Here is a 23,925-nt window from a genome sequence, read left to right as displayed (position 1 = left end):
TCGTTACTCATTCCATTCTGCATTCATTTTTTCAAATACGTTATTCGTTTCCAGCCGGCCGCTCTTTTTAGCAATCGGATTGGTGTAGCGACTGGTCAACATCCTGTCATTCGTTTTACGCACATCATCAATCGCCTCATTGATCGCTTCGATTACAGTCGCTTTGCTTTCAGAGGTGACAGACTGATCCGTAATGGAGGATAAGAAAGTGAAGATTGCCCCAAGTTTCGTATAATTTTTGATATCATAAGCAATACTTGGTACTTTTTCCGCCGCGGCTTCAATCGCTGCAATCGACCGTTTGGTGACGCGACTTGCACTTTCTTTTGACATTGCTTGAACAGTGATCTTTTCACTATTTAATGCGATCAGACGACTTGATTGCAAGCCATGCGCTAAGAAAGCCCCAGAGATCGCATTGCCAGCGATAAAACCGATCACTGGATGACCCGCTTGGCGTAGTTTGGCATAAGCTGCCGCACTATTTGCTAAAGCTGCATGAATACCAATCAATTCTTCATTGTAGCCATACGCTTGGCTAGGGACATCGATGACCGCAACGATTGGCCGTTTGATTGCTTTCTCTTTGTCTTCGTGATAAACAGTTTCTAACAGATGGCCCATCTCGTACCCTTCGACTAAACCAACTTCTCCATTGCGTACCCGATACATCGGATTATTTGCGTTTGGCACGATCGCTGTAACAACGACTTCTTCAGTAAAAAGGTCAGATGCAGCTGCATAGACTGTTGCACTAGTTGAAGTTGGGAACTGCAGATTCGTCAATGCTGAAAACCAATGATAACCGATACTGTCAGCAGCAGCTTCTTGGCCTTCTGTTACAGTAATAGGTGCCACTTCAGTTGCTTTATGCGTTGCAAGAGCCTTATTGTATGCCTCGATAGTCAGCGGCTTTGATAGATCAAGTTCGTTTAAAAGAGAAAGATAAAAACCACTTTTTTCGCTGCGATGACTGTCTTTCTTTTCAACCATCGCCGCAATCACAGCTTCTTGGATCGATTCGACACTGTCAGTCACTAGTTCATCGATCATTTGTGCTTCCAAACGTTGTTTGGCGCCAATGGTATTCCAAATCAAATCTTTATCACTGGAATCAAATTCTCTCACGCCAGCTTCTTGTTCGATGACTTCAGGACCGTTCAAACCGATACGGGCTTTCTTCGTCGCTATCAAGTAGCTCATAAGTGCTGAGGTAATCGACATACCGCCAAAAGAACCCACCCGACCTGGCACTAAGCCAATCACTGGCACATACGATTTTATTGCAACGATCAAATTGCCGATTTCTGCGATCGACAATAAGCCGTAATTCGCTTCTTGGAGGCGTACCCCACCAGTATCGAGGATGATGATCGGTGTGATCGGATTGCCCTTTTGGTTTTCTTCCAACACATGCGTCAATGCAGCGATGATTTTAGCACCAGAAACTTCACCGATACCGCCACCTTGGAATTTCCCTTCCATAGCGATCACGACCACGTTTTCTCCAGAAATCGTTCCACGACACACAACGATCCCATCATCGCTTTGTGGCACGATGTCTTGAGCCACCAGATTGGGTGCGATCATTTGGTCGAATGGATCGATCAATTCACGACCGCTCTTGGCATCCAATAAGGCGTGCACCCGTTCTCGAGCATTTAATTCTACAAAACTATTCTTCATCTGCTAGTTCCTCCATTGCTTGGGTTAATCGTAGGTAAACCACACCGGGAGTGGCGCCAAAGTCGTTGATCACTATTTGCGCACTGATTGGATAGCGCTCAAAAAAACGCGTCAAGACATTTTGCCACACATCGCCAAAGCCGTCACTTCCTGTACAAACTGAAACGGTGGTTTCTTGTTTGTCTGTTGGAAAAAGCAGAATTTCCAAGTCACCAGAACCCACCACGCCAACATGGACTTTTTTGGTGACTGGTTTCGTTGTTTGATACGTATAAGCTAATTTTTCCATCTCTTCTTCTCTCCTCTTGCTCTTATTAAGACCACGTTCTGAATTTCATTGGCGGTTCGTACAACCCATCGGACCATTCGATCAAATCATCAACGGTTTGAGCTGCTAGCAATGATCGTTTGGCATCACTGCGTTTGATCCCTAAGTCTTCTGGTAATTTCACGATCCCCGCTTTGCGAAGGGCATCCAGAGAAGCTTTTGTGCTGGTCATTCCTAGTGGAGTTACACCGCCGATGGCTGCGATGGCTGCTTGTTTTTCCTCTTTTGAGTTTGCTTTATAAAGATAAGCGATGCCTTCTTCTGTCACGATATGCGTCGTATCTTCGCTATAGATCATAATTGGGGCATTGGCTAAACCAGCTTGCTTTTGGACAGCCAACGCATCTAACGTTTCTACAAAAACAGGTTTTTTATTGGACCCATACGTTTCAACCATTTGAACGACTAATTTTTGTCCTTTTGCTAAAGGATCTGTTTCATCCCGCAAGGATTGCCAAGCTGGAGTCGAATGCCGACGGCCCCCCGGATTATGCCCCATATTTGGTGCACCACCAAACCCAGATAAGCGGCCTTTCGTCACTGTAGAAGAATTTCCATGATAATCTAGTTGTAAGGTCGAACCGATAAACATATCGATGGCATATTGACCTGCAGTTTGTGATAATGCTCGATTGCTGCGCATCGTGCCGTCTTTTCCGACAAAGAATACATCGGGTCGAGCGGCAATATATTTTTCCATACCAACTTCCCCACCAAAACTGTGGATGCTTTCGACCCAACCAGATTCGATAGCTGGAATCATCGTTGGATGAGGATTCAAGACCCAGTTTTTCGCTACTTTTCCTTTGATTCCAAGCGTTTCTCCATAGGTTGGTAAAAGTAACTCGATCGCAGCGGTGTTAAAACCGATCCCATGATTCAACGATTGTACTTCATGTTCTGCATAGATTCCTTTTAATGCCATCATCGCCATCAAAATTTGTAATTCCGTAATGTTTTGCGGATCTCTCGTAAAGAGGGCTTCTAATTGATACGGTTGGTCTGCTACCACGACGACATCGATCCAATCGCTGGGAATGTCGACCCGCGGCAAACGATCGACCACTTCATTAACTTGGACGATCACAATCCCATCTTTAAAGGCTGCTGCTTCGACGATCGTTGGCGTTTCTTCCGTATTGTAACCTGTATAAAGATTTCCTTGGCGATCGGCTTTGTCCGCCGCCACAAGGACCACATTCGGAATCAAGTCGATAAATAAGCGACCATATAATTCCAAATACGTATGAATGTCCCCTAATTTCATAGTTTTGTCTTCAATCATTTGGGCAACGCGCGTACTTTGTGCGCCTGCATAAGAAAAATCGATTTTCGCTGCAATGCCTTTTTCAAATATCGTCAAATGTTCTGGACGGGAGATACTCGACATGATCATATGCAAATTATTGACTTTTTGAGCATCGACTTGTTCTAAGCTTTTTGATAGGAAGCTTGCTTGTTTTTGGTTGTCGCCTTCAAGGACCACTTTGTCTCCCGGACGGATCAACTGTTCTAAGACTTCAATGATCGCTTCCGTTGGGACATATTTTCCATCGAGAAGATGCTCGATTTTTTTCATGGTTTGGGCCTTCTTTTCACGTTTACTTGCCCAGTTTCTTGCAGGTTTTTCCATTCTATTCATCTCCATTTTTGATATAGGAATAAAGCATCATCCAAGCCATGTTGATCCAAATTGATCACACGGATCGCTTTGTTTTCACCAAATTTTGCTTGGATCAGTTTTGTTAGGGTATTGCCAGGAGGAAATTCAAGAGCCAAATCAAGTCCTGCTTCGTAGGCAACATCCATGATCTTGTTCCACTGCACCGGATAAGCAATATTTTGCAGCAAATCTCGACGGATCTCTTCAGGGTTCATGGTCATCCGACCATCCGTATTTTTGAGGTACGGACAGATAGGCACATCAAGGAATACCGTGTTCATAAATGGCGCAAACCGTTTCACGGGTTCTGCCATCAACACACAATGGGACGGGACAGGCACTGCTAAAAGTTTGGCGGTTTGCGCATGATAATCTTTCGCTTGAGCTAGCGTCTTGCGCAAGCCTTTGATATGACCAGAGATCGTATGCTGCATGGGGCAATTTTCATTTGATAAATAGACGGGAGCAGCAGGATCAAATGTTTTTGCCACGAGCGCTTCTGCTTCACTTCTCGTTACACCAACCAGTACCCCCATGGCATAATCAGTCGGATAGGCTTCTTTCATCAATGTCGCCCGATGATAGACCAAGCTAGCGGCATTTTCGAAACTCAAGCTTTCACAAGCTAACGCAGCGGAAAAAGCGCCAATCGAATGCCCCGCCACAAGCTGAGGTTGCACACCAGATGCTTTCATCTGGTCCGTGTAAAAAGCCGCTTTTACTAAAAGGGCCAACTGAATAGAGACGGTATCTTGTTTGAGATCCCCCGATACAGGGTGTAAATCAAAGCCTGTCGCCTGTTCTAGCCGATGGAAATAACTGGCAGGCACGTCCTCAAGCATCTTGCTGGTCTGACTGCCTTGTCCTGGGTATAAGAAACCTGTACTCATGAAACACCTCCTAAACAAATTCTCTTTCCTGTGTCATAATAACGGAAGTTTGTTATAATAAAAAATACCAGTTTCGTGAATATCCATAACCAAAAGGTATGGAAAGAGGAGTATCTGATGAACCTTGATCATTTACGCTACTTTAAAAAAGTAGCCGAATCGAAAAATATTACCCAATCTGCACAAGAATTATACATCTCACAACCTGCCTTGAGCCGTGCCATGAAACACCTAGAAAGTGAACTAGGCGTTCCTTTGTTCTATCATGCCGGTCGGCATATCGAGTTGACGATGTATGCTGAAGAATTTTATCCCTATGTCGTTGAGACGTTAGCACGTTTCGACGAAGGAATGAGTGCGATCCAAGCCTTAAATGGAGAAATGGTCCCTGCAGTGACGATTTACTCTGAAGTCGCTTCTGTTTCCTTGCCCAACTTGGTGGCGACATTCGTTGAAAAGCACCCTGAGATCCAACTTTCGATCAAGCAGCACGGCAGTAAGGAGACCAACAAAGAACAAGCCTTCTACATTACCTCTGAGCCAAAGAACGGCTTGACCAATCTGCCAATATTCACGGAACCCATCTTACTGGCGATCCCCAAAAAGCATCCCTTGGCAGAAAAAAAAGACTTGCAAGTTGCCGATATCCAACACGTGCCTTTGCTGATGCTGGTTGAAAACAGCCCGCTGCGTAGAACCATCGACGAAGCTTTTGAAGCAAAAAAAATCAGTTTGGCTATCGGTTCAACGACGGACGATCCGGCGACGTTGCGCTCCCTTATCAATCAAGGGCTAGGAATCACGTTCTTTCCTAAAATTACTTGGGGCTATGAAGATGAGGCACCTTTCGTTTTACGTGAACTAGCAGATTTCCCCTTATCAAGGACGATCTATTTAGCATCAAGCTTTACTAAAGGTCATCCCATGACAAAACTAATTGCAAAAACGTTGATTGAATTTTATCTTGGCTAAACAAAAAGAAGCGTCCATTCGCACGTTAGCTGTGCAAGTGGACGCTTCTTTTTTCTCTCCTATTTACAAAGGTTGAATCATCGGCTCGACCGTACATTCATTCACATTGATCACATTGATCACTCCGATCTCTTTTGACTCGCCACACTATTGGCTGCCCCAGTCAGGTGAGACCCCATAAGATTTGTTACACGCCTTCCAGTACGGCTGCCTTATCATCGCTTATGCATCGGGCAATTGATCGTATTCTTCATCACTGACTGCTTCTAACCATTCTGAAGCACCAGCAGTAATCGCGACATGGGCAAACCAACTATTTTTTGCTGCACCATGCCAATGTTTGACCCCTTCCTTGATGACTACGACATCACCAACAGTAAGTTTTTGCGGTTTCTTGCCTGCTTCTTGGTACCAGCCTTCTCCTGAAGTCACCAACAACAATTGATACCCACCATCAATATGCCGATGCCAATTGTTGCGGCAACCTGGTTCAAAAGTCACATTGCCAACGTTGACTGGAATCGCTGGATCAGCTACTAAAGGATTCAAGTAACTCTGACCGCTAAAATATTGTGCATAGGCGTCATTTGTGTTCCCTAATGAAAAGATTCCAGCTTCTTTTGCTGCATCGAGTTCTGACATTTATTTTTCCTCCAATTCAGCTAGCTCTTCTTGATAAACCGTTTTGGCGATGTTAAAAGCAGACCAAGCTTTGGGCCAGCCAACATAGAAAGCCAGATGAGTGATTACCTCAGCGATTTCTTCTGCTGTGATCCCGTTTTCTTTGCCAATCTTCAGATGGGCAGTCAATTGTTCAAAATTACCACCCGAAATCAAGGCAGATATCGTTAATAAACTTCTTGTATGAGGAGCCAATTCTTCCTCACGTGACCAAACTTCACCAAATAACACATCATCATTTAATTGCGCAAATTTCGGCGCAAATGTCCCTAGGTTATCTCTTCCTGCAGTTTGTTTCTTTACCATATCGATCGACTCCTTCTTCTATTGTGATGAAATGCGGGTTCAGCCAATTTTGAATGGCAGTATCCGCCTTATTCACTCGTGACCCACGGATGGCTAATCCAGGATAAATGAGGGCTTCAGGACAAGTTTTTTTAAAGTCTTCAAGGCTAGAGCCGAATCCTGAGCCTTCATGGGTACAAAAGGGAAAAATAATCTTCCCATCGAAATGATGGTCTTTTAAAAAACTCGCCACGATCCTCGGATAGCTCCCCCACCAGTTGGGAAATCCAACAAATAGTACCCGTTCTGAAGCGACCCCCAAAAGTTAGACCAAAAACTCTAACTTTTGGGGGTCGTTATTTGTATGGCAAAATATGCTTTTGAATTAAAACTAAAAATCGTTAAAGAATATCTTAGTGGCGTGGGTGGATATCGGCACCTTGCCAACAAATACGGTATTTCAAGCAAGTCTCAAGTAAGTGATTGGGTGAATGCCTATCGTGAATACGGAGAGGAAGGTCTATTGAGAAAGCATCAAAATCAGAAATATTCTGTTCAATTTAAGTTAAATGCGCTAGAGTTATATCAAACAAGTGAGATGTCCTATCGAGAAGTTGCCAGCACTTTAGAAATGAACAACCCTGCGCTTATTTCCAATTGGATGCGTAATTTCAGAGAAGCAGGTATTGAGGGGCTCTCAAAAGAGAAAGGGCGACCACTTACTTTGGCTAGAAAAAAAGAAAACAAAAAAGAAAATACAACAACTGAAGAACGCGAGCGTATCAAGGCATTAGAAAAGCAAGTCCGATCCCTTCAAATTGAGAATGCCTTTTTAAAAGAGTTGAGGAAGCTGCGAAAACAGGAAGCCCAGCAAAGACGCAAGAATCAATCGCACGAATCATCGCCAGCCTCCGAGGATCATTCAAACTAGTTGAGCTTCTTGAAACATTGAAATTTCCTAAAGCAACCTATATGTATTGGCAGAAACGGTTTGACAGACCAAACCCAGACCAAAAAATTGAAGAAAAAATCCTTGAAATTCGCAAAGAGCATAAAGACTATGGCTGTCTGCGACTAAAAAAAGAATTAGAGAATCAAGGGGTTCATGTCAATAAAAAGAAGATTCAACGTCTGATAAAAAAACTAGGTATCGAAGTAAAGTCTTACACTCGAAAATCTCGACGGTACAATTCTTATCGTGGGAAGGTTGGCACTGTCGCCAAAAATCGTATTCATCGTCGGTTCTATACAAATATCTGTCACCAAAAAATTACAACTGACACCACAGAGTTTAAGTATTATGAAGTAGACACCACAGGTGTCGTTCGTCAGAAAAAGCTGTATTTAGATCCTTTCATGGATTTCTACAATAGTGAAATTCTATCTTATCGGATTTCTGAAAAACCAAACGCACTAGCCATAATGGAAGGATTAGAAGAAGCAATCCAGATGACAAATGATTGCCCATTTCGTAGAACCTTCCATTCAGATCAAGGATGGGCCTATCAAATGAATGCTTATAAGAATAAATTGAAGCAGCATAAAATCTTCCAGAGTATGTCTCGTAAAGGGAATTGTTTAGATAACTCACCTATGGAAAACTTCTTTGGTTTATTAAAGCAAGAGATTTTTCATGGAGAAGTCTATCGGAGTTTAGATGAATTGAAAACAAAAATTGACCAATATATCTATTATTACAACCATAAACGCATCAAAAAGAAATTAAATTCTGATAGCTTTCAGGATAAGGTTCCACAGGGGCAAGGGTATAAAGGGGGCCTTGCAGCTGCTCTGACAGCTTCTCTGCTAGAATCTGCGTATTTCCTATGCCCAGTTTTTTGAGCTGTCCCTCAATCAGATTTTCACCAGCTCGTGAACAAACAAGTATTGCCGCCATTGTGTCACCTCCTACTCTTTGTTTCCTGATAGATTTAATGGTAAGCCAATCGAGTTGGATTGGCTAATGCTTTTTCACACAAGACCTTATGCTTACAAAGCATAGCTGGTTTCGATATACAAAAAAGAAGCGGATATCACCGCTTCTTTTGATGTTTACACTGAGATTATTGAAAGGAATCGCGAAATCGTCGAATAAACTCGATAACGACTGGCGACAGTACACGATTCTTTTTCCAAACCAATACACAGCTGGTCTCGATTTGTGGTACTAAAGGCAGAAACTTGATTGCCTCATTCCTTCGCTGACCAACAGCGCCACTAACAGTCAGTGCCGAACCAACATGGTTTTCTACTAAGGAAAAGACATTGAATATTAAATTGTAGGTACCCACGATCGGCAACTCTTCCACTGGTGTCTTCGACCATTGGCTGAACATTTGCTGTACTTCTGGACGCTTGGAGATCAATAAAGGCACACCTTTGATGTCTTCGGGTGTAATTTCTTCTTTATGCGCAAGAAAAGAATCAGCCGAAGTCAAAAAGCCCCATGTTTCTTTTCGTGGAAGAACGATTTTTTCATACTTCTCGATTTCAATCGGTTCGATCAAGATCGCTAGATCCAACAAGCCTTTCTCTAGACGATCGCTGATATCATCTCCGGTACCACTATGAATATGAAAGCGAACATCCGGATAATCATTGATAAATTCTTCCAACATCAAGGAAAGCGTATCGGAATTATCTGCTTCCACACAACCAATCGTGAAGTGACCGCTAAATAAATGTTTTTTACGATCTTCAAACGCTTGCATTGTCTGGTCTGTCAAACTCAAAATCTCTTCCGCACGGCTTTTTAAAAAACGCCCCGCTTCCGTTAAAACCATTTTACGATTATCACGAGTGAATAGTGCCGTCCCTAACTCGTCTTCTAATTCTTTTAATTGTCGACTCAATGTCGGTTGTGTAATGTGGAGCACTTCTGCAGCTTGAGAAATCGTCCCTTCCTCCGCAATCGTGTAGAAATATTTTAATAACCGAATTTCCACAAAATCTCCTCCTCATTTTTTCTTGTGCATTCAAGGTGTTCGAAACAAAAGAGAACCTCCCTCTCCAGTCTCCTTATCAATTCTTATGATAACAAAGAATCACTGTTCCAGCGAATCTAGCTAAAAAAGCGTAGGAAATTGCAGAATTGTAAAAAGATTCGTCAACAACATGTAAAAACTGTTCGCTTAAACGAACAGTTTTGTCAGCTGCTTGCTTTTTACGGCTTTTGGCGTAGGATGTATGAGTATCTTGGTATGAGTCCTCATACAATGATTTGGAGGAATATGATGTTAAATTTATCAATTATTTTATTTTGTGTAGCGATCGCTTTACTCGGACTTGGAGGATTCATCTTTAGAGTGCGCGCGTTGCTGAACAAACGTCCGTGGAATGGTCCTGTATTGCCATTGTCGGTTATTGGTGTGATTCTTTTCATCGTCTCTTTGGTCATGATCTACCTTTCTTATCCTAAATAACAGAATTGTAGTCAACCTAGAACGAATAAATCGGAAAAATTGACTATTCTCGGGAAGAAGAAGCTCTTGCTTCTAATCCATCAACTCATCCCAAATGATTCATAAATCAACCGCACTAGTTTACCATAATTATATTATGATTATTTCGACTTGTGGTACATCATGAACATGTAGCCGATTGAGAAACGGCTATACTAAACTTGAATTTTGCTAATATCCTAGTCATCGAGCCAATTCAACAGATTCGGTTCAGCGTCTTCAACACTTCCCGCTCTTGCTGCAAAGCCTTCAAGAAAGTCATACGCTGGATACAACGTTTGAAGTTCGTTTTGACTATTGGTCAGTCCACTTCCCCCATGGGTTGCAAAAGGAATGATATGTTTATCCGTAAGATCATAGGTTTCAAGAAATGTTAAAACGGCTCTTGGGGCACGGTTCCACCAAACGGGAAAGCCGATAAAGAGAACATCAACTTCAGTCATTTGGGCAACGTCAGCATTCAACGTTGGTCGGGCATCTTCTTCCACCTCTCTAGTCGCTAAAGCTGTATGTTCATCGTAAACGTTAGGGTAACCTACTTCTGTTTGAATCGAGAACAACGCACCGCCGGTCTGTTCAGCGATCATTTCTGCTATCACCTGGACATCTCCTACTAAGGTGTCATCGATTACATTAAAACTACTTCCAGAAACTGCTTCGACCGCTGGTTCATGCTCTAAATTTTCTGGTCTTGTGAAATAGGCAATCAAAATATCGGCCTCCCCATCAATCCCTGTTTCTCTCATTTGTTGCGTAACGGTGTCACTAGTACTTGTTTCCGTTGTAACAATGTCTGGCTCGTCATTCATTGAATCACTGCTGCATCCTGCTAGAAAAAGCATTGTCAGAAAAAGTCCTTTTGTCCATTTGTTCATTGAATTGCTCCTTTCTTTTCCCATCAAAATGGTAGTTCCAGTATAATTCTTGAAGTGGACTTTAAGGCAAGTCAAAAAAAGATTTTTAGGGTTTCCTTTCCCTTTCTCTCACAGAATCAGCACATTATAAGGAGCCGTAAAACATTAAGCGTAGCTTTACGGCTTTCCCCTGTCTTATCTTTCATTTTTCCTCGTGATCTATACTTTTACAAGGTAATACCTAATGAAAACAGTACCTTGTATGAAATGTTAGAAGTAGTTAAAGGATCAGAAAACGTTTCGTGTCAGAAAATGACCATATATTCATAGAAGTTCGAAAGTCGCTGCTTCACCTTCTGCAGAATTTTTCCCAATAAACAAAGTAAACAATCCAGGTTCGACGCCAAAAGTCAGATCTTTTTGATAGTAAAAAAGATCTTCTTTAGTTATCGTGAACAAAACGGTTATTTCTTCATATGGAGACAACGGAATTTTTTTATATTTTTTTAATTCTTTCACTGGCCTAACTACCGATCCAACGTGATCTCTGATATAAAGCTGGACTGTCTCCAATCTGGAGTAAGCAGAATTGTTGCGGATCGTAATTTCAGCTTCCAACGTTTCATTCATGGTTGAATCACTCAATTTTAACGAATGGTATGATGCTTCCCCAAAACTCAACCCATAACCAAATGGAAAGAGCGGCTCATTTGAGCAATCCAGATACTTCGAAACGAAACGTCCTGTATGTGTCTTGCTGTTCAATGGTCTTCCAGTATTGAAGTGATTGTAGTAAAGTGGCAGCTGCCCTACATCTTCTGGGAAGCTCATACTTAAACGACCAGAAGGATTTACCTTCCCAAAAAGTATGTCAACGATTGCTTGTGCTCCTTCTGTACCAGGAAACCATGCCTGTAATATTGCATCCATTTGTTTTGTTTCTTCTTTTAACACCAGTGGGCGACCACTGAAATTGATCAAGATATTTTTTTTGCCAAGAGCGGTCATTTTTTTAATAAAAGCTCTTTGAACAGCTGGTAAATGAAGGTCCGTTCGACTGCCAGCTTCCCCACTTTGCAAACTGTGTTCCCCCATAGCAAAAAGAATAATGTCTGCCTCAGTGCTAGCTTTCAACGCTTCTTTCAGCCAAAGATCTTGCTGTGCAGCTGATGAGGCATTGCCGCTGGCAGTATAGCCAAAGTCTCCAAGTACAGAATCATCTTCTAAAAGCGGACAACCTGGTTCGTAATGAACATATTTTTCCGACACTGTATTTTGGAGCGCCGTTTTTAATGTTGTGACATCCTCTGTTTTTCCGTGTACTGCCCATAAACCAATCATTGCTTGGTTGTCACCATATGGACCAACGAGTAATATTTTCTCTTTTTTTGGAGTAAGAGGAAGTACCTCTTGCTTATTCTGCAATAAAACGATCGCTTCGGAGGCAACTTTTCGTGCAAGTTTCCGGTTCTCTTCGGATAAGAGTATTTGAGCTTCTACTTCTTCTGAACTGCCACGGAAGGGATCTTCAAACAGCCCTAAATCCTTTTTAAGTTTCAAGACATGATACACAGCGTCATCGATCAACCGCTGATCGATCGCACCACTTTCCAGCAGCGGACGAAGCTCTTTCGCATAACATCGGGTTTTCATATCGATGTCATTTGTTGCTTCGATCGCTAATTTGGCCGCTTCTCGATCATCCGCAGCAATCCCATGAGGAATTAATTCTTGAACAGCTGCATAATCCGAAATAACGACTCCATCAAACTGCCATTCTTCTCTTAAAATTTGTTTGATCAAAAATTGATTAGCAGTAGCGGGAATACCATCATACGTGTTAAAAGAAGTCATGACTAGTTTGCATCCAGCCTCGACAGCCGCTTTATAGCCGCTTAAGTAGTCTTGACGCAGTTTGCGTTCGCTCATATCAACTGTATTATAATCTCGTCCTCCTTCTGCTGCACCATAAGCAGCAAAATGTTTAACACAGGCAGCGATTCCGAGCAGTGTTCCCCCTTTTTCTTGCTGAATGCCTTCTACCATTGCTTTCGCAAAATCAGCATTTAGCAGCGGATCCTCTCCTGTCGACTCCAAGCATCGCCCCCATCGAGCATCGCGTACTAAGTCGACCATTGGTGCATATGTTACGTGTGCGCCAGCCGCTCTTGCTTCTTGTGCTGCGGCTTGATAGGCGCTTTGAATCAATGCTGGATTCCATGTTGCTCCCAATCCCAGAGGGATCGGAAAGACTGTTCGGTATCCATAGATGATATCTGCCATGAACAATAGTGGGATTTTGTGTCGACTTTTTCTTAAGTAGTCTGTTTGAATCTTTCGAGTTACTTGGGCACCTGTGACGTTCAATACCGAACCGACAACATCGATGGTTTGTTGTTCGATGCCAAGTTTTTGCTGAGGACCCAAAGACAAATCACTTCCGCGAAAGAATTCTCCAGATAACTGCACCAATTGGCCGATTTTTTCGTCTAAGGTCAGTTGGTTGACTAATTGTACCAGTGTTTGATTTTTCATATTATTACTCCTCGCATAGTTTTTTCTATTGATATCTTAGTTCTGGTGTGATGAAGCGAGTCTTTCCTGTAGCTGCTTCTGCAAAGACTCCTAACTGGACACCGGTAAATTTTGAGTCAGAACATTCATTTGTAAAATGACGTACAGCGATTTGATCATTGAACACTACTGTATTCGTTTCATCTAAAATCAGCAGGTCGTAGCTGTTGCTGTCTCCAGACAATTTCAGAGTCAACCGCTTTCTATCTTTTAAATTATTGAATCGATACAGAAGTAAATCGAAGATGTTTTTCCTGACAAAAAGTTCAGTTTGGTGTTTTGTTTTTCGCAATCCAAATTGGCAAAAATGCAGGTCATCCTTGTAGATTGCTATACCAAAAGTCCCCTCCTGACATTCGTCGACCATCAAAGTGGTTTCAAAGCAGCAGGTAGTATCAGCTTGACATAAGGACAAAAAGGCAATGGGCTCGTCCTTAGAAGTTCCTAAACGAGTCGGTAAGTTATCAATGATCAAATCAGTATCATATGTATAATCAATTGGCAAACGTACACTCTGCAACTTCTTGCAGAGAAAAGGTACTAGTTCATTCCGCTGCTTAACGCTTTTTGAAAAACGATCTGTTTCAACTTCAACCGATGCATTCCCTGTCTGATTGACAACTGGCCAACCATCTATCCACTCTACAGGTAATAAAATCGTTTCACGACCAAGCAGGGTGAAATGACGGTTGGGCCTAGTCGCAAGAGCTGTCAGCCACCAAGAACCTTTTTTGTCTTGAAAGAAATCTGCGTGCCCCACGGCTTGAAGCCTCGATTTGATATCTCTATTAGAGAGGATAGGATTCGTATTAGCTCCTTCATACGGACCATTGATTGATTTGCTTCTTTGAATCGTTACCATATGGCCTTCTCTTGTGCCACCTTCTGCCAATACAAGATAGTACCATTCGTCTTTCTTGAATAGATGCGGTGCTTCTGCGTCGCGTCCACCGCAACCTTGGCTGATTTCTACCGGATCTGTCAGCATTTTCCCGCTGTAAGGATCGATTTCAAATTGTAGAATGCTGTTTTTCTCTTTCATTGATGCAGCAAGTTGGAAGAAAAATTGGCCATCAATAAATGAAAGTGAGGGATCGATCCCAAAAGGACAATCGATCCAGATTGGATCAGACCAACCATGGTCAAGGTTTTTCGTATGGCAGATGAAATTCCCTTGGGTGACAGTTGTACATACTAGAAAATATGTTTCCTCAAAGAAGCGGATCGTTGGGGCAAAAAGTCCCATCGAGTTGCTGATTTCTTTCAGATTGATATGATCCGGACAATCAATCGCATACTGCTTAAAATGCCAATTGAGCAGATCCTGGCTTTCAAAAATCGGCAGACAAGGAAAAAATTCAAAACTTGAACAGACTATATAGTAGGATTTCCCATCGAAACAGATACTCGGATCAGGATGAAATCCTTTGATAATTGGATTGGTATACTTCATTGTGCTCCTCTTTTCTCTTTTAGTGCCACATGTAAAAAGAAGAAAGCGACACTAGCCGCTTTCTTCATCGAGTTTACACTTTCTCCTTCAATGCGGCTTGTTCCAATTGATAGGTTTCTTTATCCAGCTTTTTAAACCACGGATACCATAATATCGGTGACAAAATCAGTTGAATGAACAACTGTAGAATGATAATCGATAGTTTCCCTTGAACAGCTGCATGGAACCCAATTGGTAAACCGAAAATGGCAGTAACACCAGTAAAACGAGCGACAAATCCAAAACGTGTTAAAACATAAGCTAAAATTAAAGCAATGCTATTATTGGTAATGAATGGTACCGCTAATTTAAAGTTTAATACCAAAGGCGTACCAAAGATCAATGGTTCAGTGATTCCGAAAAGAGCTGGAACAATTGCGACTTTCCCTGTTTCTCGATACTGCTTGCTTTTCGCTCGCAGCATTAATAATGCTAATCCTAAGCCCATACCGCTCCAAGTTATGATCATAAAGAATGCATAGCCAGTAATGTTTGGCGGTGTTTGGCCTGCCGCAACAGCGTTTAAGTTCTCGACGTCCATTGCCATCCACAGGGCTTGAACGATCGGCATAACGACATTTGTTCCATGAATACCGAAAAACCATAAAACCTGTTGAATCAGTGAGATCAGAATGACTGCACTGATTGATCCTCCGATCCCTTGAAGCGGTTCTTGTATGATACTGTAAACAAACTGATGCATGTTGCCGAAGCTGGTTGCTTCAAAGAGTGAATTTAATACAATGAAGAGCACACTGATAAGAACCGTAGGCAAAATTGATTCAAATACTTTTGTTACCATAGGAGGTACACCTGCTGGCATTTTGATCGTCCAACCTTTGTCTTTCAGCCAAATATATACTCTTCCACTTACCAAACCAACGATCATTGCGGAAAATACTCCTTGTGCACTTAGCCAAGTAGCTGGAATCGCGCTGACTTCATCCGTCGTTGTACCTAGGGGGGTAATGATAAAGAAACTAAGCAATGCGATAATAGCAGCGGAAATACCATCTTCTGACGGACGTAGATTTTTCACTAAATGATAAGCCATTAATACCACGACATAAACAGCCATCGAGCCAATAGTTATTTGATTTAGTTTGCTAAAAACATTTGCTAAACCAGCTAAAAATGAAAGTGCTGGAAGACTATTAGGTAATACTAGAAGTAAAACAGCGATCGAGCCGATCAAAATAGGACCTAGTGTCCCCATCATCGCACCGGAGATCGATTTTAAATAAGCATTATTGCCTAGTTTGTCAAAAAAAGGACTTAATTTATCGAAATAACCTGTGATTTTTTCTTTCATAATATTTCCTTTCAATCATTTATTGTTGATTTGATAGCGCCTTCAATTTCAACTTGTTTTCAATATAACAAATTATTCTACTGACGCGAATATCAATAAACGCTTTCTTTTTAACAAAAACACAGATTTGACTACTCGGTAACGGATTGTTAAAATCGAAAAAAAGGAGTAAAACGATGGACCATTTAGCGCTAGACAACTTGATCCGTGAAGTTTCTTCTCATGAAGAAGCTTACCGTGACGGCAATTTAAAACCCGACTATTCAGATTTTAAAAAAGTAGTTGTTAACGATCAAGAAGTTCTTTGTATGGAACTGACAGATTCACAGATGATTACTAAAGATCAGCCGTTTTTTATAAAACGACATTCTCGTTTTCAGAATTATCCTATTCACTGTCATGATTGGATTGAATTCAACTATATGTATGCTGGAAAATGTCAGCAGATCATTAACAATGAACCACATTTTCTGTATGAAGGGCAAACTTTGCTGATGGATGCAAATACTGTTCACAAGATTGAACCGCTTGGCGAAGATGATATTCTCATTAATTTGATTATTCCCAAGTACTATTTAACTGCAAATTTCTTCAACCGTTTTTCCTCGGACAGCGTTTTGACTTCATTCTTTATTGAAGCCATCACTCATGGAATGAAACATGATCGATTTATTCATTTTGCTTCAGAAACAAGGACACGTCTACAGTTCTTTTTTAAAGAGTTGTTATGCGAATGGTTTGATCGTTCCACAGCATATACCGACATTTGTGAAGGATTGTTGAGTTTGATCATTTCGGATCTTGTGAATATCTATCAAGATTCTTATACGGATCGTTCCGATCAATATCGAAAGAGCCCGATTGTTCCAATTTTGAAATACATCGAGAAAAATTACGCAAATTTGACTTTGACAGAATTATCGGAACAATTCAACCTTAATCCCAATTATCTCTCCAATCTTTTAAAAAAACATACCGGCTATTCTTACAAAAAACTTGTAATCAATCAACGTATCTTGGCAGCAGATCGTTTTTTACTTTCAACAGACATGGAGATCGTTGATATTTCGCAGCAAGTCGGCTTTGAGAATATTAATTTCTTTTACCAAAAATTTAAAGAAGTTTACGGTGTCACTCCGGGTATGAGGAGAAAATTACATTTTTGATCAACGCCTAGGATTGACTGAGAAAACTGTCTTCGTTTTGTCCGTTGTTCTTCGATGACTGGCATCGTCCAACTCCGCTTGGTAATTTTACAAGGAGGTCTGTCTGCTCAACCGGACTAAAATGGAAGATTGGTGATTCGTAATGAGTATAGATCAAATACTTAAGAGTAAGCATTCTTTCTCATCTTCCCTTCTATTTTTAACGTTTGATGGTGGGAATTGCAAACCAGATAAATTCACTAAACAAAAAATCCAGCTGATCGCTGGATTTTTTTGCTTCGAAACTAGGATAAATATTTTACGGGATTTCCCGCTATCACTTCAATTTCAATTAAAGCATTTAGCGGCAGCTCAGCAATTTGAAATGCACTGCGTGCTGGATAGGGTTTTGAAAGATAAGATACCGGATAAAAACAGCATTCACATCACTCATATGCTTGATGTCCTTTAAAATACAGTGACTTTTAGAATATGACTGAATTGAAGATCAACAGCTGCTTGCATCCGCTGAATATTTGTGAATATGTGCTCTGTCTGGTCAATAATGCCCTTGGTCAGTTCATTATTTTTGGGTTGATTCTGAACTATCCAGAAAGGAAAACAAATCATTCGTTGTGATTCCTTGGGATTATGGGCCGATAGCTTGCGGTGCTTCTTTTGTATGAATAATTCTTTTCATTTCAAGCGCCTCAGCTTAAAGGAGCTAAATGCGCTTGGAAGTGGCGAAGAATTGGTGGTTCCCATGTTATCTTATAACCCTGTTGGATCGTATGTGCTCGTTTTTTCACTGAAATCAACGCATCTGCTATAGTGTCCAGATGAGACTGCGTATAGACTCTTCTTGGAATTGCAAGACGGCTGAATTCAAAGTCGGCTTTTAATTGTTTGTTCGTATCTGGATCGTTGCCTAACATATACGACCCAATGTCGCAGGTACGTATACCTGCTTCTTTATAGAGCTCAATACACAATGTCTGTCCTGGATACTCATAATAAGGAATTTGTGGATACATCTCTGCTGCATCAATGAAAACACCATGTCCGCCAACTGGAGATTGATAGGCAATCCCCGCTTCATCTAGTCGCGAAGCCAAATACTCCATTTGTCCGATCCGATACTTCAAATAATTTTCATCTATTCCTTCATACAAACCTATTGCCATCGCTTCAAGATCACGACCTGCTAATCCACCATAAGTGAAAAATCCTTCATAGCTTATACAGTTTGCTTTCACTTTAAGAACAAGTGGTGATTCTTTCTCTTTGATCCCTAACAAGCCGCCCATATTGACAATGGCATCTTTTTTTGCTGACATTGTAAACATGTCTCCGTATTGAAACATCTCTCGAACGATTTCTTTCACCGCTTTGTCTTGGTATCCTTCTTCATCACGTTTGATGAAGTGCGCATTTTCAGCAAAACGAGCGGCATCAATACAAAGTGGAATCTTATACTTTTTACAAATATCTGACACTTCTTGCAAGTTTTTCATTGAAACAGGTTGTCCTCCTGCCGAGTTATTCGTAATTGTCATTACAACTAATCCGACATTGTCTGATCCTTTTTCGAGAATCGTTTTCTCCAGTTTTTCAACATCCATATTCCCTTTGAACTTCGCTCGAATATGCGGATTCTTAGCTTCTTCAATTACACAGTCAATGGGTCTGGCTCCTGCTAAGATCACGTGAGCTCGTGTCGTGTCGAAAAACATATTGGAAATAGCGAACATTCCTTCTGATAAAAACAATGGAAGTAGCACTTTTTCTGCCGCACGACCTTGGTGTACAGGTTGAATATACCCATAGTCAAAAATGTCCTTTCCAGCTTCGATTAATTTATAGTAGCTGGATGAACCGGCATAGGCCTCGTCTCCTTGCATTACACCTGCCCATTGGGTCTGGCTCATAGCATTTGTACCTGAATCAGTCAAAAGGTCAATGTAACAATCTTCTCCTCGTAAGTGAAACAGATTGTAGTTTGCCTCTTTGATTTTTTTAACCCGTTCGGCATGACTTAACATCTTTAACGGTTCTACTGCTTTGATTCTAAATGGTTCTGCAACATATTTTCTTTCCATCATAAAACCTCCTAGATATGATTTATAAAATACCCCGGTTATCGATCTATGATGAGCGGACAGTATATTATCAAATTAATACATTATTGAATATTCATAAGCGACAAAATAAAACGCATAATCAGTAAAGATAGAAACGCATCAAAAACAGGAATAAACAGCATAAATAAGTGCCATTTTTTATTCGTTCCAGCGACTAACACAATTCTTGCGTAATGACCAATCAAAGTCCCCATCAAGATGCATGCGGGAAATAGCATCGTTGCTTGTCCTACTGTTAATACGCCGGAAGCGTATAAAGTAGCAGCTGTAGCACACCCAGATGCCTTGGCGAAAAAAGCCGAAATTAGAACTGCGACAGCCGCACCTGGCAGACCAAACAAGCCCATAACTGGAGAAAAAATGTTTCCCAAGATATCTAACAGGCCTGTTTCGGTCAAAACATAAATCAATGTATAGCCAAGTATCATTGCGGGAATAATATTTTTTACAGCAACTTGAAATCCCTTGGCACAACCTTTTAAAAAAATATCAACCACTGAAGGTGTCATCCCAATATCATTTTGTTTTCCTGTCATGTCTGATTTCCTCTCTTCTCCATAGAAACTTTACGCTTGTCTTGTTTGTTTATAAGGTATCGAACAAGGTTGGCGCCAACTATTTTACAAATGATTTGAACGAGCAAGATAGGTCCTAATGCGATTGGACTGATCAAAAGTAATGGAGCGCCGCCAGTTATTGTATTGTTGATAGGCGCCGATCCTGCATATTGGTAAGCAACAAATGCGGTTCTTTGCCCATCTGTCATTTCTTTTTTTTCTACTAAATCCCGAGTCATTACTGCAGCTACATCAGAACCTGTAAAACTACTGATAAATGCAACGCCTGCACTTCCTGGAATGCCTAATAAAGGTTTGAGTATTGGACTGAATAGTTTTTGCGAAGCTTCATAAACACCTAAATGCTCGAATACATCAAGTAATCCGCAAAAGAGCATGATCGCCGGCAATAAATTCAAGCCCACTAAGAATCCCTCTCTTGCACCAAAACCGCCAGTTCCCAAAAAGTTTGTATTCGTATCACCGATCAAACCGAATTGCCCGCTGAGATTGGTAAAATCGAAAACTCTCAAGAATGAATCACTTTCTCTAAATGCGCCAGACAGAATAACAACTAACAAAATCAGTGACAACCAACTTTTGATCTTCGTTTTCATTCGGACCTCTCCCATCTCTTATGGATATTGATAGACAGCTGCAGCTGCTAATTTTGTTCTTGAAAATAATGATTCAACCTCGGCATATTCATTCAATGTGTGATTATTCTTCCCTTTACATCCCAATCCGCATAAAGTTGGGACGCCATTAACTACAGCGATCGCTGAATCAGAAATTCCTCCAACAGAAAACGGATGAATCGATCCATATCCTGAATCAAGAGCTGCTTGTTTAAAGTGTTCAAATAATGCCATTACTTCAGGGGTAGTTTCCATACAATCCATGCCCATCTCAAGATTTATTTTTGCTGTTGTTCCATCAATAAAGCTTGTTTTTGCAATTCGGTCTACTGCTGAAACAATCTCATTTTTAATTTTCATGGTTGGAAATCGATAAGCAATACGGATCTCACATTCTTCTGGAATCGTATTTTCACCTATCCCTCCGTTGACCATTCCACAATTCAGCAGTTTTCCTACCGAGATGTCGTTTTCTTTTTCAAGCTCAATAATTTTATACGCTGCTTCCAAGATGGCACTTCTTCCTTTTTCGGGCTCAATGCCGGAATGGGCAGCTATACCTTTGATTTTTAAGGATATGATCCCTCCGCCTTTTCGTCCAACAACTATACCATCATCTTGGTAACCTGTTTCGAAGTTCAATGCAGCGGCAGCCCCTCTTATTTCAGAAGCCAGCACTTCGGCTGCTGTGGAGTCCTTGTGCATCGTTTCTTCATCACCCGCAAGGACTAACTTTATCGGGTAACGTGTGTAGCCGATTTCTTTTAATGCTTTGATCGTATAAAGAGCGATAACCAGTCCGCCTTTCATATCGAGAACACCGGGACCATGTGCAAAGCCATTATCATCGATAGAAAATGGAAACTTTTTTATTACTCCTGGTTGAAAAACGGTATCCGTGTGCCCAAGAAAGATGATTGGTTTTTCCTTGTTGGTATTTTTCCAAAAGGCTGTGAACACATCTCCCGCGTTAGGCATTGAGAGGACCTTTGTTTCTAATCCAATATCTTCCAGCTCTGACTTAATTACGCTGATTACTTTTGCCACTCCTTCTTTTTGCTTTGGCCCACTTTCAATGTTGACCAGTTCCTCCCATAACTCAATCATCTCGGTTCGTTTACTCTCCACATAGATGTCGATTTGCTTCATAATCATTTTATTTTTTGTTTGCAGCTTGTCCATATTGTTGCCTCCTTAGGTTGAAATAGGAACACATCTGAGAACGTTCTCGTTATCTTAACTTAATAGTATCAGAATTTTCTTGCAATTCGCATAATCAATTTGTTATAGTCTGGGTATAACTATTCGTTATACCAAAGAGGAGGAAACCATGCAGTTTCAGCAATTAATTTATTTCAATGAAATAATTAAAGCAAAAAGCATGAATCGAGCAGCGAATAATCTATATTTATCACAGCCGAGTTTAAGTAAATCGATGCAATTGCTTGAAGAGGAAATCGGTACTAAGTTATTTATTCGTACAAATAAAGGGGTTATACTCACAGAAAATGGCGAAAAGCTCGCTCAATATTCAAAAACGATTTTGGCACAATTAGAGATGATCAAAAAAATTCCGCAAGAAAAATCCCGTAAAGTCTTAAACATTGCTTCTTACCCCTTGATTACAGTCGAAAAAGTTATTGCAGATTTTTATAATGTATATGATTTCCATCCCCTTGTAATCAATTTTGAACAATGTCGGCTTAATGATGTAATTGAAAAAGTGGAAAAATCGGATGCTGAAATTGGAATCATTATGTACAATGAAGCACAGTCAAGAGAAATAAAAAACATTTTGAGACACAAGCACTTGCTTTATACTGAATGGATGACCGATACTTGGTATGTTAATCTCGGAAAAAAGAATCCGTTATACCATTCCAAAATGATTTCAATGGAAGAGTTAAGAAGCTTCCCTGTCATACGAAAACCAGATGATTACTATTCCAGTTTAAGTTTTTATCTCGAAATTGACGGTATCCGCCTTGCCGAGTTGGATAAAGTAATATATACAAATGACAATTCCAGTATCATTACAATGCTGCAAAAAACAGATGTTTTTCGTTTTGGACCGTCGATCAGCAAAAATGAGTTCAACCAATATGGAATAAAAACGATTCCTATCAAGAATTGCCAGGTATTCATAAGAATCGGTTGGATTAAACGAAAAAAAGAAATTTTAAGTAACGAGTCACAGTCATTCATAGAGTTCTTTAAAAGAGAAATTTGTGAAAAAAACAGTGAAAATTTATTACTTTGATTAGGATAAAAACGCAACCTTTGATACCTTTCTATAATTAACCTTTTTCCCTGTGATATCAAAATCTTGATAATACAGGAATGCCTTAAAATGATGATTTAGAAAAGATAATTAAATTACGGATAAGAAACTATGAAAATTTCTTTTAAAGAGCTCGATAATCATTTCCTTTGTGAAACCTGAGGAAGCGAGAATACTGTTTAAGCAAATGAGACATAGTAAAAAAAATCTGAGATTCTTCATTCTATTTACTAGTAATTAGAATGAGATAGATGTATTATTAAGATAAAAGAAATAAGTTGGTATAATTTTACTTAAAATGAGAAAATACATGAAAAAAATATTTATTGCCTATTTTTTATGTTCAATGTTGGGTCTTGCAGCTTGTAGCACAGGTACCTCGGATAGTGTATCAACCAAAGAAAGCACTACTCGCACTTCGCTTACAAGTGAAAGTACTCTTTCCAGTTCCTCTTCTACAAATGAATCAATAGCTGAAACAACAACTGGAACAATTCCCAGCCAATCATCTGTTACACAGAACACACAAATCCAATCATCAGATATTGCGACTGATTCAAATACACAAGCGAATGCTAACGCTACGCTTTCTATGGAAGATCAAGCATTAGAAATGCTGTATGCCGCTAGACCAGAAATGAAAAATGACGATTATACATTCGCATTTTTCGGGATGGTTGGTGCTGATTATCTTTTCCGAGGTACAAGCATTTCGATTCGTAATCAAGGCGGATCGGGGACAATAGGATTTTTCCGAGTAACACCTGAAGGTGCTGTGATCGATACCGACTCATCGGGAAATCCTTACTAAATCATCCATTCTTAATGATTCAAAGTTACTATTAAAAAGTTTTGCGGATTTCAACATCCCCAGAACCGAATAGTTGGATATGTTTTTCATTTTTCGAAGAACAAAATGAATAAAGAGAGAGCAAAAAAGAGTTGTCTTTTGCGTCTCTCTTTTT

Annotated in this window: 23 protein-coding genes and 1 pseudogene; 8 read left to right on the top strand and 16 right to left on the bottom strand. The window is 40.6% G+C overall.

The features are described 5' to 3' along the window. Positions 1 to 3: 3 nt before the first annotated feature. The 4 genes from mdcD to IGK14_RS08145 are packed head-to-tail and all read right to left on the bottom strand — an operon-like array spanning position 4 to position 4,567. The gene (gene mdcD / locus IGK14_RS08160; RefSeq protein ID WP_154694490.1) at positions 4 to 1,686 is read right to left on the bottom strand and encodes a biotin-independent malonate decarboxylase subunit beta; all 1,683 of its coding nucleotides are present in this window, start codon (positions 1,684 to 1,686) and stop codon (positions 4 to 6) included. After that, positions 1,676 to 1,975, bottom strand: coding sequence for a malonate decarboxylase subunit delta (locus IGK14_RS08155; RefSeq protein ID WP_005226050.1), 300 nt, complete (start codon positions 1,973 to 1,975; stop codon positions 1,676 to 1,678). The genes mdcD and IGK14_RS08155 overlap by 11 nt, the downstream gene beginning before the upstream one ends. Positions 1,976 to 2,000: 25 nt before the next feature. Then, positions 2,001 to 3,647 (bottom strand): malonate decarboxylase subunit alpha, encoded by a 1,647-nt coding sequence (mdcA, locus tag IGK14_RS08150; protein ID WP_086295359.1) that lies wholly within the window; start codon positions 3,645 to 3,647, stop codon positions 2,001 to 2,003. 5 nt (positions 3,648 to 3,652) lie between these two features. Then, the gene (locus tag IGK14_RS08145) at positions 3,653 to 4,567 is read right to left on the bottom strand and encodes an ACP S-malonyltransferase (RefSeq protein WP_010748321.1); all 915 of its coding nucleotides are present in this window, start codon (positions 4,565 to 4,567) and stop codon (positions 3,653 to 3,655) included. A gap of 117 nt (positions 4,568 to 4,684) precedes the next feature. Here IGK14_RS08145 and IGK14_RS08140 point away from each other — a divergent pair, with 117 nt between their 5' ends. Next, the gene (locus tag IGK14_RS08140; protein ID WP_010748320.1) at positions 4,685 to 5,539 is read left to right on the top strand and encodes a LysR family transcriptional regulator; all 855 of its coding nucleotides are present in this window, start codon (positions 4,685 to 4,687) and stop codon (positions 5,537 to 5,539) included. A gap of 222 nt (positions 5,540 to 5,761) precedes the next feature. Here IGK14_RS08140 and IGK14_RS08135 read toward each other — a convergent pair whose 3' ends face one another. The 3 genes and pseudogenes from IGK14_RS08135 to IGK14_RS08125 form a co-directional block, all read right to left on the bottom strand. Further along, positions 5,762 to 6,181 (bottom strand): cupin domain-containing protein, encoded by a 420-nt coding sequence (locus IGK14_RS08135; RefSeq protein WP_010748319.1) that lies wholly within the window; start codon positions 6,179 to 6,181, stop codon positions 5,762 to 5,764. Next, on the bottom strand, positions 6,182 to 6,526 hold the full coding sequence (locus IGK14_RS08130; RefSeq protein WP_010748318.1) for a carboxymuconolactone decarboxylase family protein: 345 nt from the start codon (positions 6,524 to 6,526) through the stop codon (positions 6,182 to 6,184). It abuts the gene before it with no gap. Further along, a pseudogene (locus IGK14_RS08125) lies at positions 6,495 to 6,812 on the bottom strand (flavodoxin); the annotation flags it as partial. The pseudogene IGK14_RS08125 and the gene IGK14_RS08130, both read right to left, overlap by 32 nt. A 57-nt stretch (positions 6,813 to 6,869) precedes the next feature. Here IGK14_RS08125 and IGK14_RS08120 point away from each other — a divergent pair. Together IGK14_RS08120 and IGK14_RS08115 are read left to right on the top strand one after the other, a co-directional pair. Then, positions 6,870 to 7,436 (top strand): transposase, encoded by a 567-nt coding sequence (locus IGK14_RS08120; RefSeq protein ID WP_438712003.1) that lies wholly within the window; start codon positions 6,870 to 6,872, stop codon positions 7,434 to 7,436. Further along, a complete protein-coding gene (locus IGK14_RS08115) occupies positions 7,394 to 8,347 on the top strand; it encodes an IS3 family transposase (protein WP_416053495.1) in 954 nt (317 codons plus the stop codon). Before IGK14_RS08120 ends, IGK14_RS08115 begins: the two co-directional genes overlap by 43 nt. Before the next feature lie 221 nt (positions 8,348 to 8,568). Here IGK14_RS08115 and IGK14_RS08110 read toward each other — a convergent pair whose 3' ends face one another. Continuing rightward, entirely contained in the window at positions 8,569 to 9,450 is an 882-nt protein-coding gene (locus IGK14_RS08110) for a LysR family transcriptional regulator (protein WP_010748315.1), read from the bottom strand. A 288-nt stretch (positions 9,451 to 9,738) separates the two neighbouring features. Between IGK14_RS08110 and IGK14_RS08105 the strand changes: the two genes are divergently transcribed. After that, positions 9,739 to 9,927, top strand: a complete 189-nt coding sequence (locus IGK14_RS08105; protein ID WP_010748314.1) for a hypothetical protein — start codon at positions 9,739 to 9,741, stop codon at positions 9,925 to 9,927. 218 nt (positions 9,928 to 10,145) lie between these two features. Here IGK14_RS08105 and IGK14_RS08100 read toward each other — a convergent pair whose 3' ends face one another. From IGK14_RS08100 to IGK14_RS08085, 4 genes are all read right to left on the bottom strand, one after another. Continuing rightward, a complete protein-coding gene (locus IGK14_RS08100) occupies positions 10,146 to 10,841 on the bottom strand; it encodes a flavodoxin (protein WP_311902615.1) in 696 nt (231 codons plus the stop codon). Positions 10,842 to 11,144: 303 nt separating this feature from the next. Next, entirely contained in the window at positions 11,145 to 13,388 is a 2,244-nt protein-coding gene (gene bglX / locus IGK14_RS08095) for a beta-glucosidase BglX (protein WP_256998700.1), read from the bottom strand. Beyond that, positions 13,381 to 14,847 carry a glycoside hydrolase family 43 protein gene (locus tag IGK14_RS08090; protein ID WP_231435329.1) on the bottom strand — a complete coding sequence of 489 codons (1,467 nt, stop codon included), beginning with the start codon at positions 14,845 to 14,847 and terminating at the stop codon, positions 13,381 to 13,383. The genes bglX and IGK14_RS08090 overlap by 8 nt, the downstream gene beginning before the upstream one ends. A 73-nt stretch (positions 14,848 to 14,920) precedes the next feature. Further along, entirely contained in the window at positions 14,921 to 16,198 is a 1,278-nt protein-coding gene (locus IGK14_RS08085; protein WP_231435328.1) for a PTS sugar transporter subunit IIC, read from the bottom strand. A gap of 176 nt (positions 16,199 to 16,374) precedes the next feature. Here IGK14_RS08085 and IGK14_RS08080 point away from each other — a divergent pair, with 176 nt between their 5' ends. Next, entirely contained in the window at positions 16,375 to 17,364 is a 990-nt protein-coding gene (locus tag IGK14_RS08080; protein WP_010748309.1) for an AraC family transcriptional regulator, read from the top strand. Positions 17,365 to 17,506: 142 nt separating this feature from the next. Continuing rightward, the gene (locus IGK14_RS08075) at positions 17,507 to 17,815 is read left to right on the top strand and encodes a hypothetical protein (protein ID WP_034695606.1); all 309 of its coding nucleotides are present in this window, start codon (positions 17,507 to 17,509) and stop codon (positions 17,813 to 17,815) included. 238 nt (positions 17,816 to 18,053) lie between these two features. Here the strand turns inward: IGK14_RS08075 and IGK14_RS08070 are convergent, their stop codons facing one another. The 4 genes from IGK14_RS08070 to IGK14_RS08055 form a co-directional block, all read right to left on the bottom strand. Further along, complete coding sequence (locus IGK14_RS08070; RefSeq protein ID WP_010748308.1) at positions 18,054 to 19,442, bottom strand: tryptophanase; 1,389 nt, start codon at positions 19,440 to 19,442, stop codon at positions 18,054 to 18,056. Between the two features lie 83 nt (positions 19,443 to 19,525). Next, positions 19,526 to 20,020, bottom strand: a complete 495-nt coding sequence (locus IGK14_RS08065; RefSeq protein WP_005231345.1) for a nucleoside recognition domain-containing protein — start codon at positions 20,018 to 20,020, stop codon at positions 19,526 to 19,528. Next, positions 20,017 to 20,658, bottom strand: coding sequence for a nucleoside recognition domain-containing protein (locus IGK14_RS08060; protein ID WP_010748307.1), 642 nt, complete (start codon positions 20,656 to 20,658; stop codon positions 20,017 to 20,019). The genes IGK14_RS08065 and IGK14_RS08060 overlap by 4 nt, the downstream gene beginning before the upstream one ends. 18 nt (positions 20,659 to 20,676) lie before the next feature. Then, on the bottom strand, positions 20,677 to 21,861 hold the full coding sequence (locus IGK14_RS08055) for a M20 family metallopeptidase (protein WP_010748306.1): 1,185 nt from the start codon (positions 21,859 to 21,861) through the stop codon (positions 20,677 to 20,679). 148 nt (positions 21,862 to 22,009) lie between these two features. On the opposite strand from IGK14_RS08055, the gene IGK14_RS08050 reads away from it, so the two are divergent. After that, the gene (locus tag IGK14_RS08050) at positions 22,010 to 22,939 is read left to right on the top strand and encodes a LysR family transcriptional regulator (RefSeq protein WP_154694486.1); all 930 of its coding nucleotides are present in this window, start codon (positions 22,010 to 22,012) and stop codon (positions 22,937 to 22,939) included. Between the two features lie 331 nt (positions 22,940 to 23,270). Then, on the top strand, positions 23,271 to 23,771 hold the full coding sequence (locus IGK14_RS08045) for a hypothetical protein (RefSeq protein ID WP_438711999.1): 501 nt from the start codon (positions 23,271 to 23,273) through the stop codon (positions 23,769 to 23,771). Positions 23,772 to 23,925: the final 154 nt, after the last annotated feature.

The sequence above is a fragment of the Enterococcus sp. DIV0970a genome (assembly GCF_051711265.1).
GTDB classification, from domain to species: Bacteria; Bacillota; Bacilli; order Lactobacillales; family Enterococcaceae; genus Enterococcus_D; species Enterococcus_D casseliflavus.
Note: the sequence above shows the minus strand (reverse complement) of the source record. Positions and strands in the feature narration are given on the sequence as shown.

Excerpts from the sequence above, each read along its gene's own strand:
- mdcD (WP_154694490.1), bottom strand. The coding sequence starts at position 1,686 with ATGAAGAATAGTTTTGTAGAATTAAATGCTCGAGAACGGGTGCACGCC.
- IGK14_RS08155 (WP_005226050.1), bottom strand. The coding sequence starts at position 1,975 with ATGGAAAAATTAGCTTATACGTATCAAACAACGAAACCAGTCACCAAA.
- mdcA (WP_086295359.1), bottom strand. The coding sequence starts at position 3,647 with ATGGAAAAACCTGCAAGAAACTGGGCAAGTAAACGTGAAAAGAAGGCC.
- IGK14_RS08145 (WP_010748321.1), bottom strand. The coding sequence starts at position 4,567 with ATGAGTACAGGTTTCTTATACCCAGGACAAGGCAGTCAGACCAGCAAG.
- IGK14_RS08140 (WP_010748320.1), top strand. The coding sequence starts at position 4,685 with ATGAACCTTGATCATTTACGCTACTTTAAAAAAGTAGCCGAATCGAAA.
- IGK14_RS08135 (WP_010748319.1), bottom strand. The coding sequence starts at position 6,181 with ATGTCAGAACTCGATGCAGCAAAAGAAGCTGGAATCTTTTCATTAGGG.
- IGK14_RS08130 (WP_010748318.1), bottom strand. The coding sequence starts at position 6,526 with ATGGTAAAGAAACAAACTGCAGGAAGAGATAACCTAGGGACATTTGCG.
- IGK14_RS08120 (WP_438712003.1), top strand. The coding sequence starts at position 6,870 with ATGGCAAAATATGCTTTTGAATTAAAACTAAAAATCGTTAAAGAATAT.
- IGK14_RS08105 (WP_010748314.1), top strand. The coding sequence starts at position 9,739 with ATGTTAAATTTATCAATTATTTTATTTTGTGTAGCGATCGCTTTACTC.
- IGK14_RS08100 (WP_311902615.1), bottom strand. The coding sequence starts at position 10,841 with ATGAACAAATGGACAAAAGGACTTTTTCTGACAATGCTTTTTCTAGCA.
- IGK14_RS08090 (WP_231435329.1), bottom strand. The coding sequence starts at position 14,847 with ATGAAGTATACCAATCCAATTATCAAAGGATTTCATCCTGATCCGAGT.
- IGK14_RS08085 (WP_231435328.1), bottom strand. The coding sequence starts at position 16,198 with ATGAAAGAAAAAATCACAGGTTATTTCGATAAATTAAGTCCTTTTTTT.
- IGK14_RS08080 (WP_010748309.1), top strand. The coding sequence starts at position 16,375 with ATGGACCATTTAGCGCTAGACAACTTGATCCGTGAAGTTTCTTCTCAT.
- IGK14_RS08075 (WP_034695606.1), top strand. The coding sequence starts at position 17,507 with ATGAGTATAGATCAAATACTTAAGAGTAAGCATTCTTTCTCATCTTCC.
- IGK14_RS08070 (WP_010748308.1), bottom strand. The coding sequence starts at position 19,442 with ATGGAAAGAAAATATGTTGCAGAACCATTTAGAATCAAAGCAGTAGAA.
- IGK14_RS08065 (WP_005231345.1), bottom strand. The coding sequence starts at position 20,020 with ATGACAGGAAAACAAAATGATATTGGGATGACACCTTCAGTGGTTGAT.
- IGK14_RS08060 (WP_010748307.1), bottom strand. The coding sequence starts at position 20,658 with ATGAAAACGAAGATCAAAAGTTGGTTGTCACTGATTTTGTTAGTTGTT.
- IGK14_RS08055 (WP_010748306.1), bottom strand. The coding sequence starts at position 21,861 with ATGGACAAGCTGCAAACAAAAAATAAAATGATTATGAAGCAAATCGAC.
- IGK14_RS08050 (WP_154694486.1), top strand. The coding sequence starts at position 22,010 with ATGCAGTTTCAGCAATTAATTTATTTCAATGAAATAATTAAAGCAAAA.
- IGK14_RS08045 (WP_438711999.1), top strand. The coding sequence starts at position 23,271 with ATGAAAAAAATATTTATTGCCTATTTTTTATGTTCAATGTTGGGTCTT.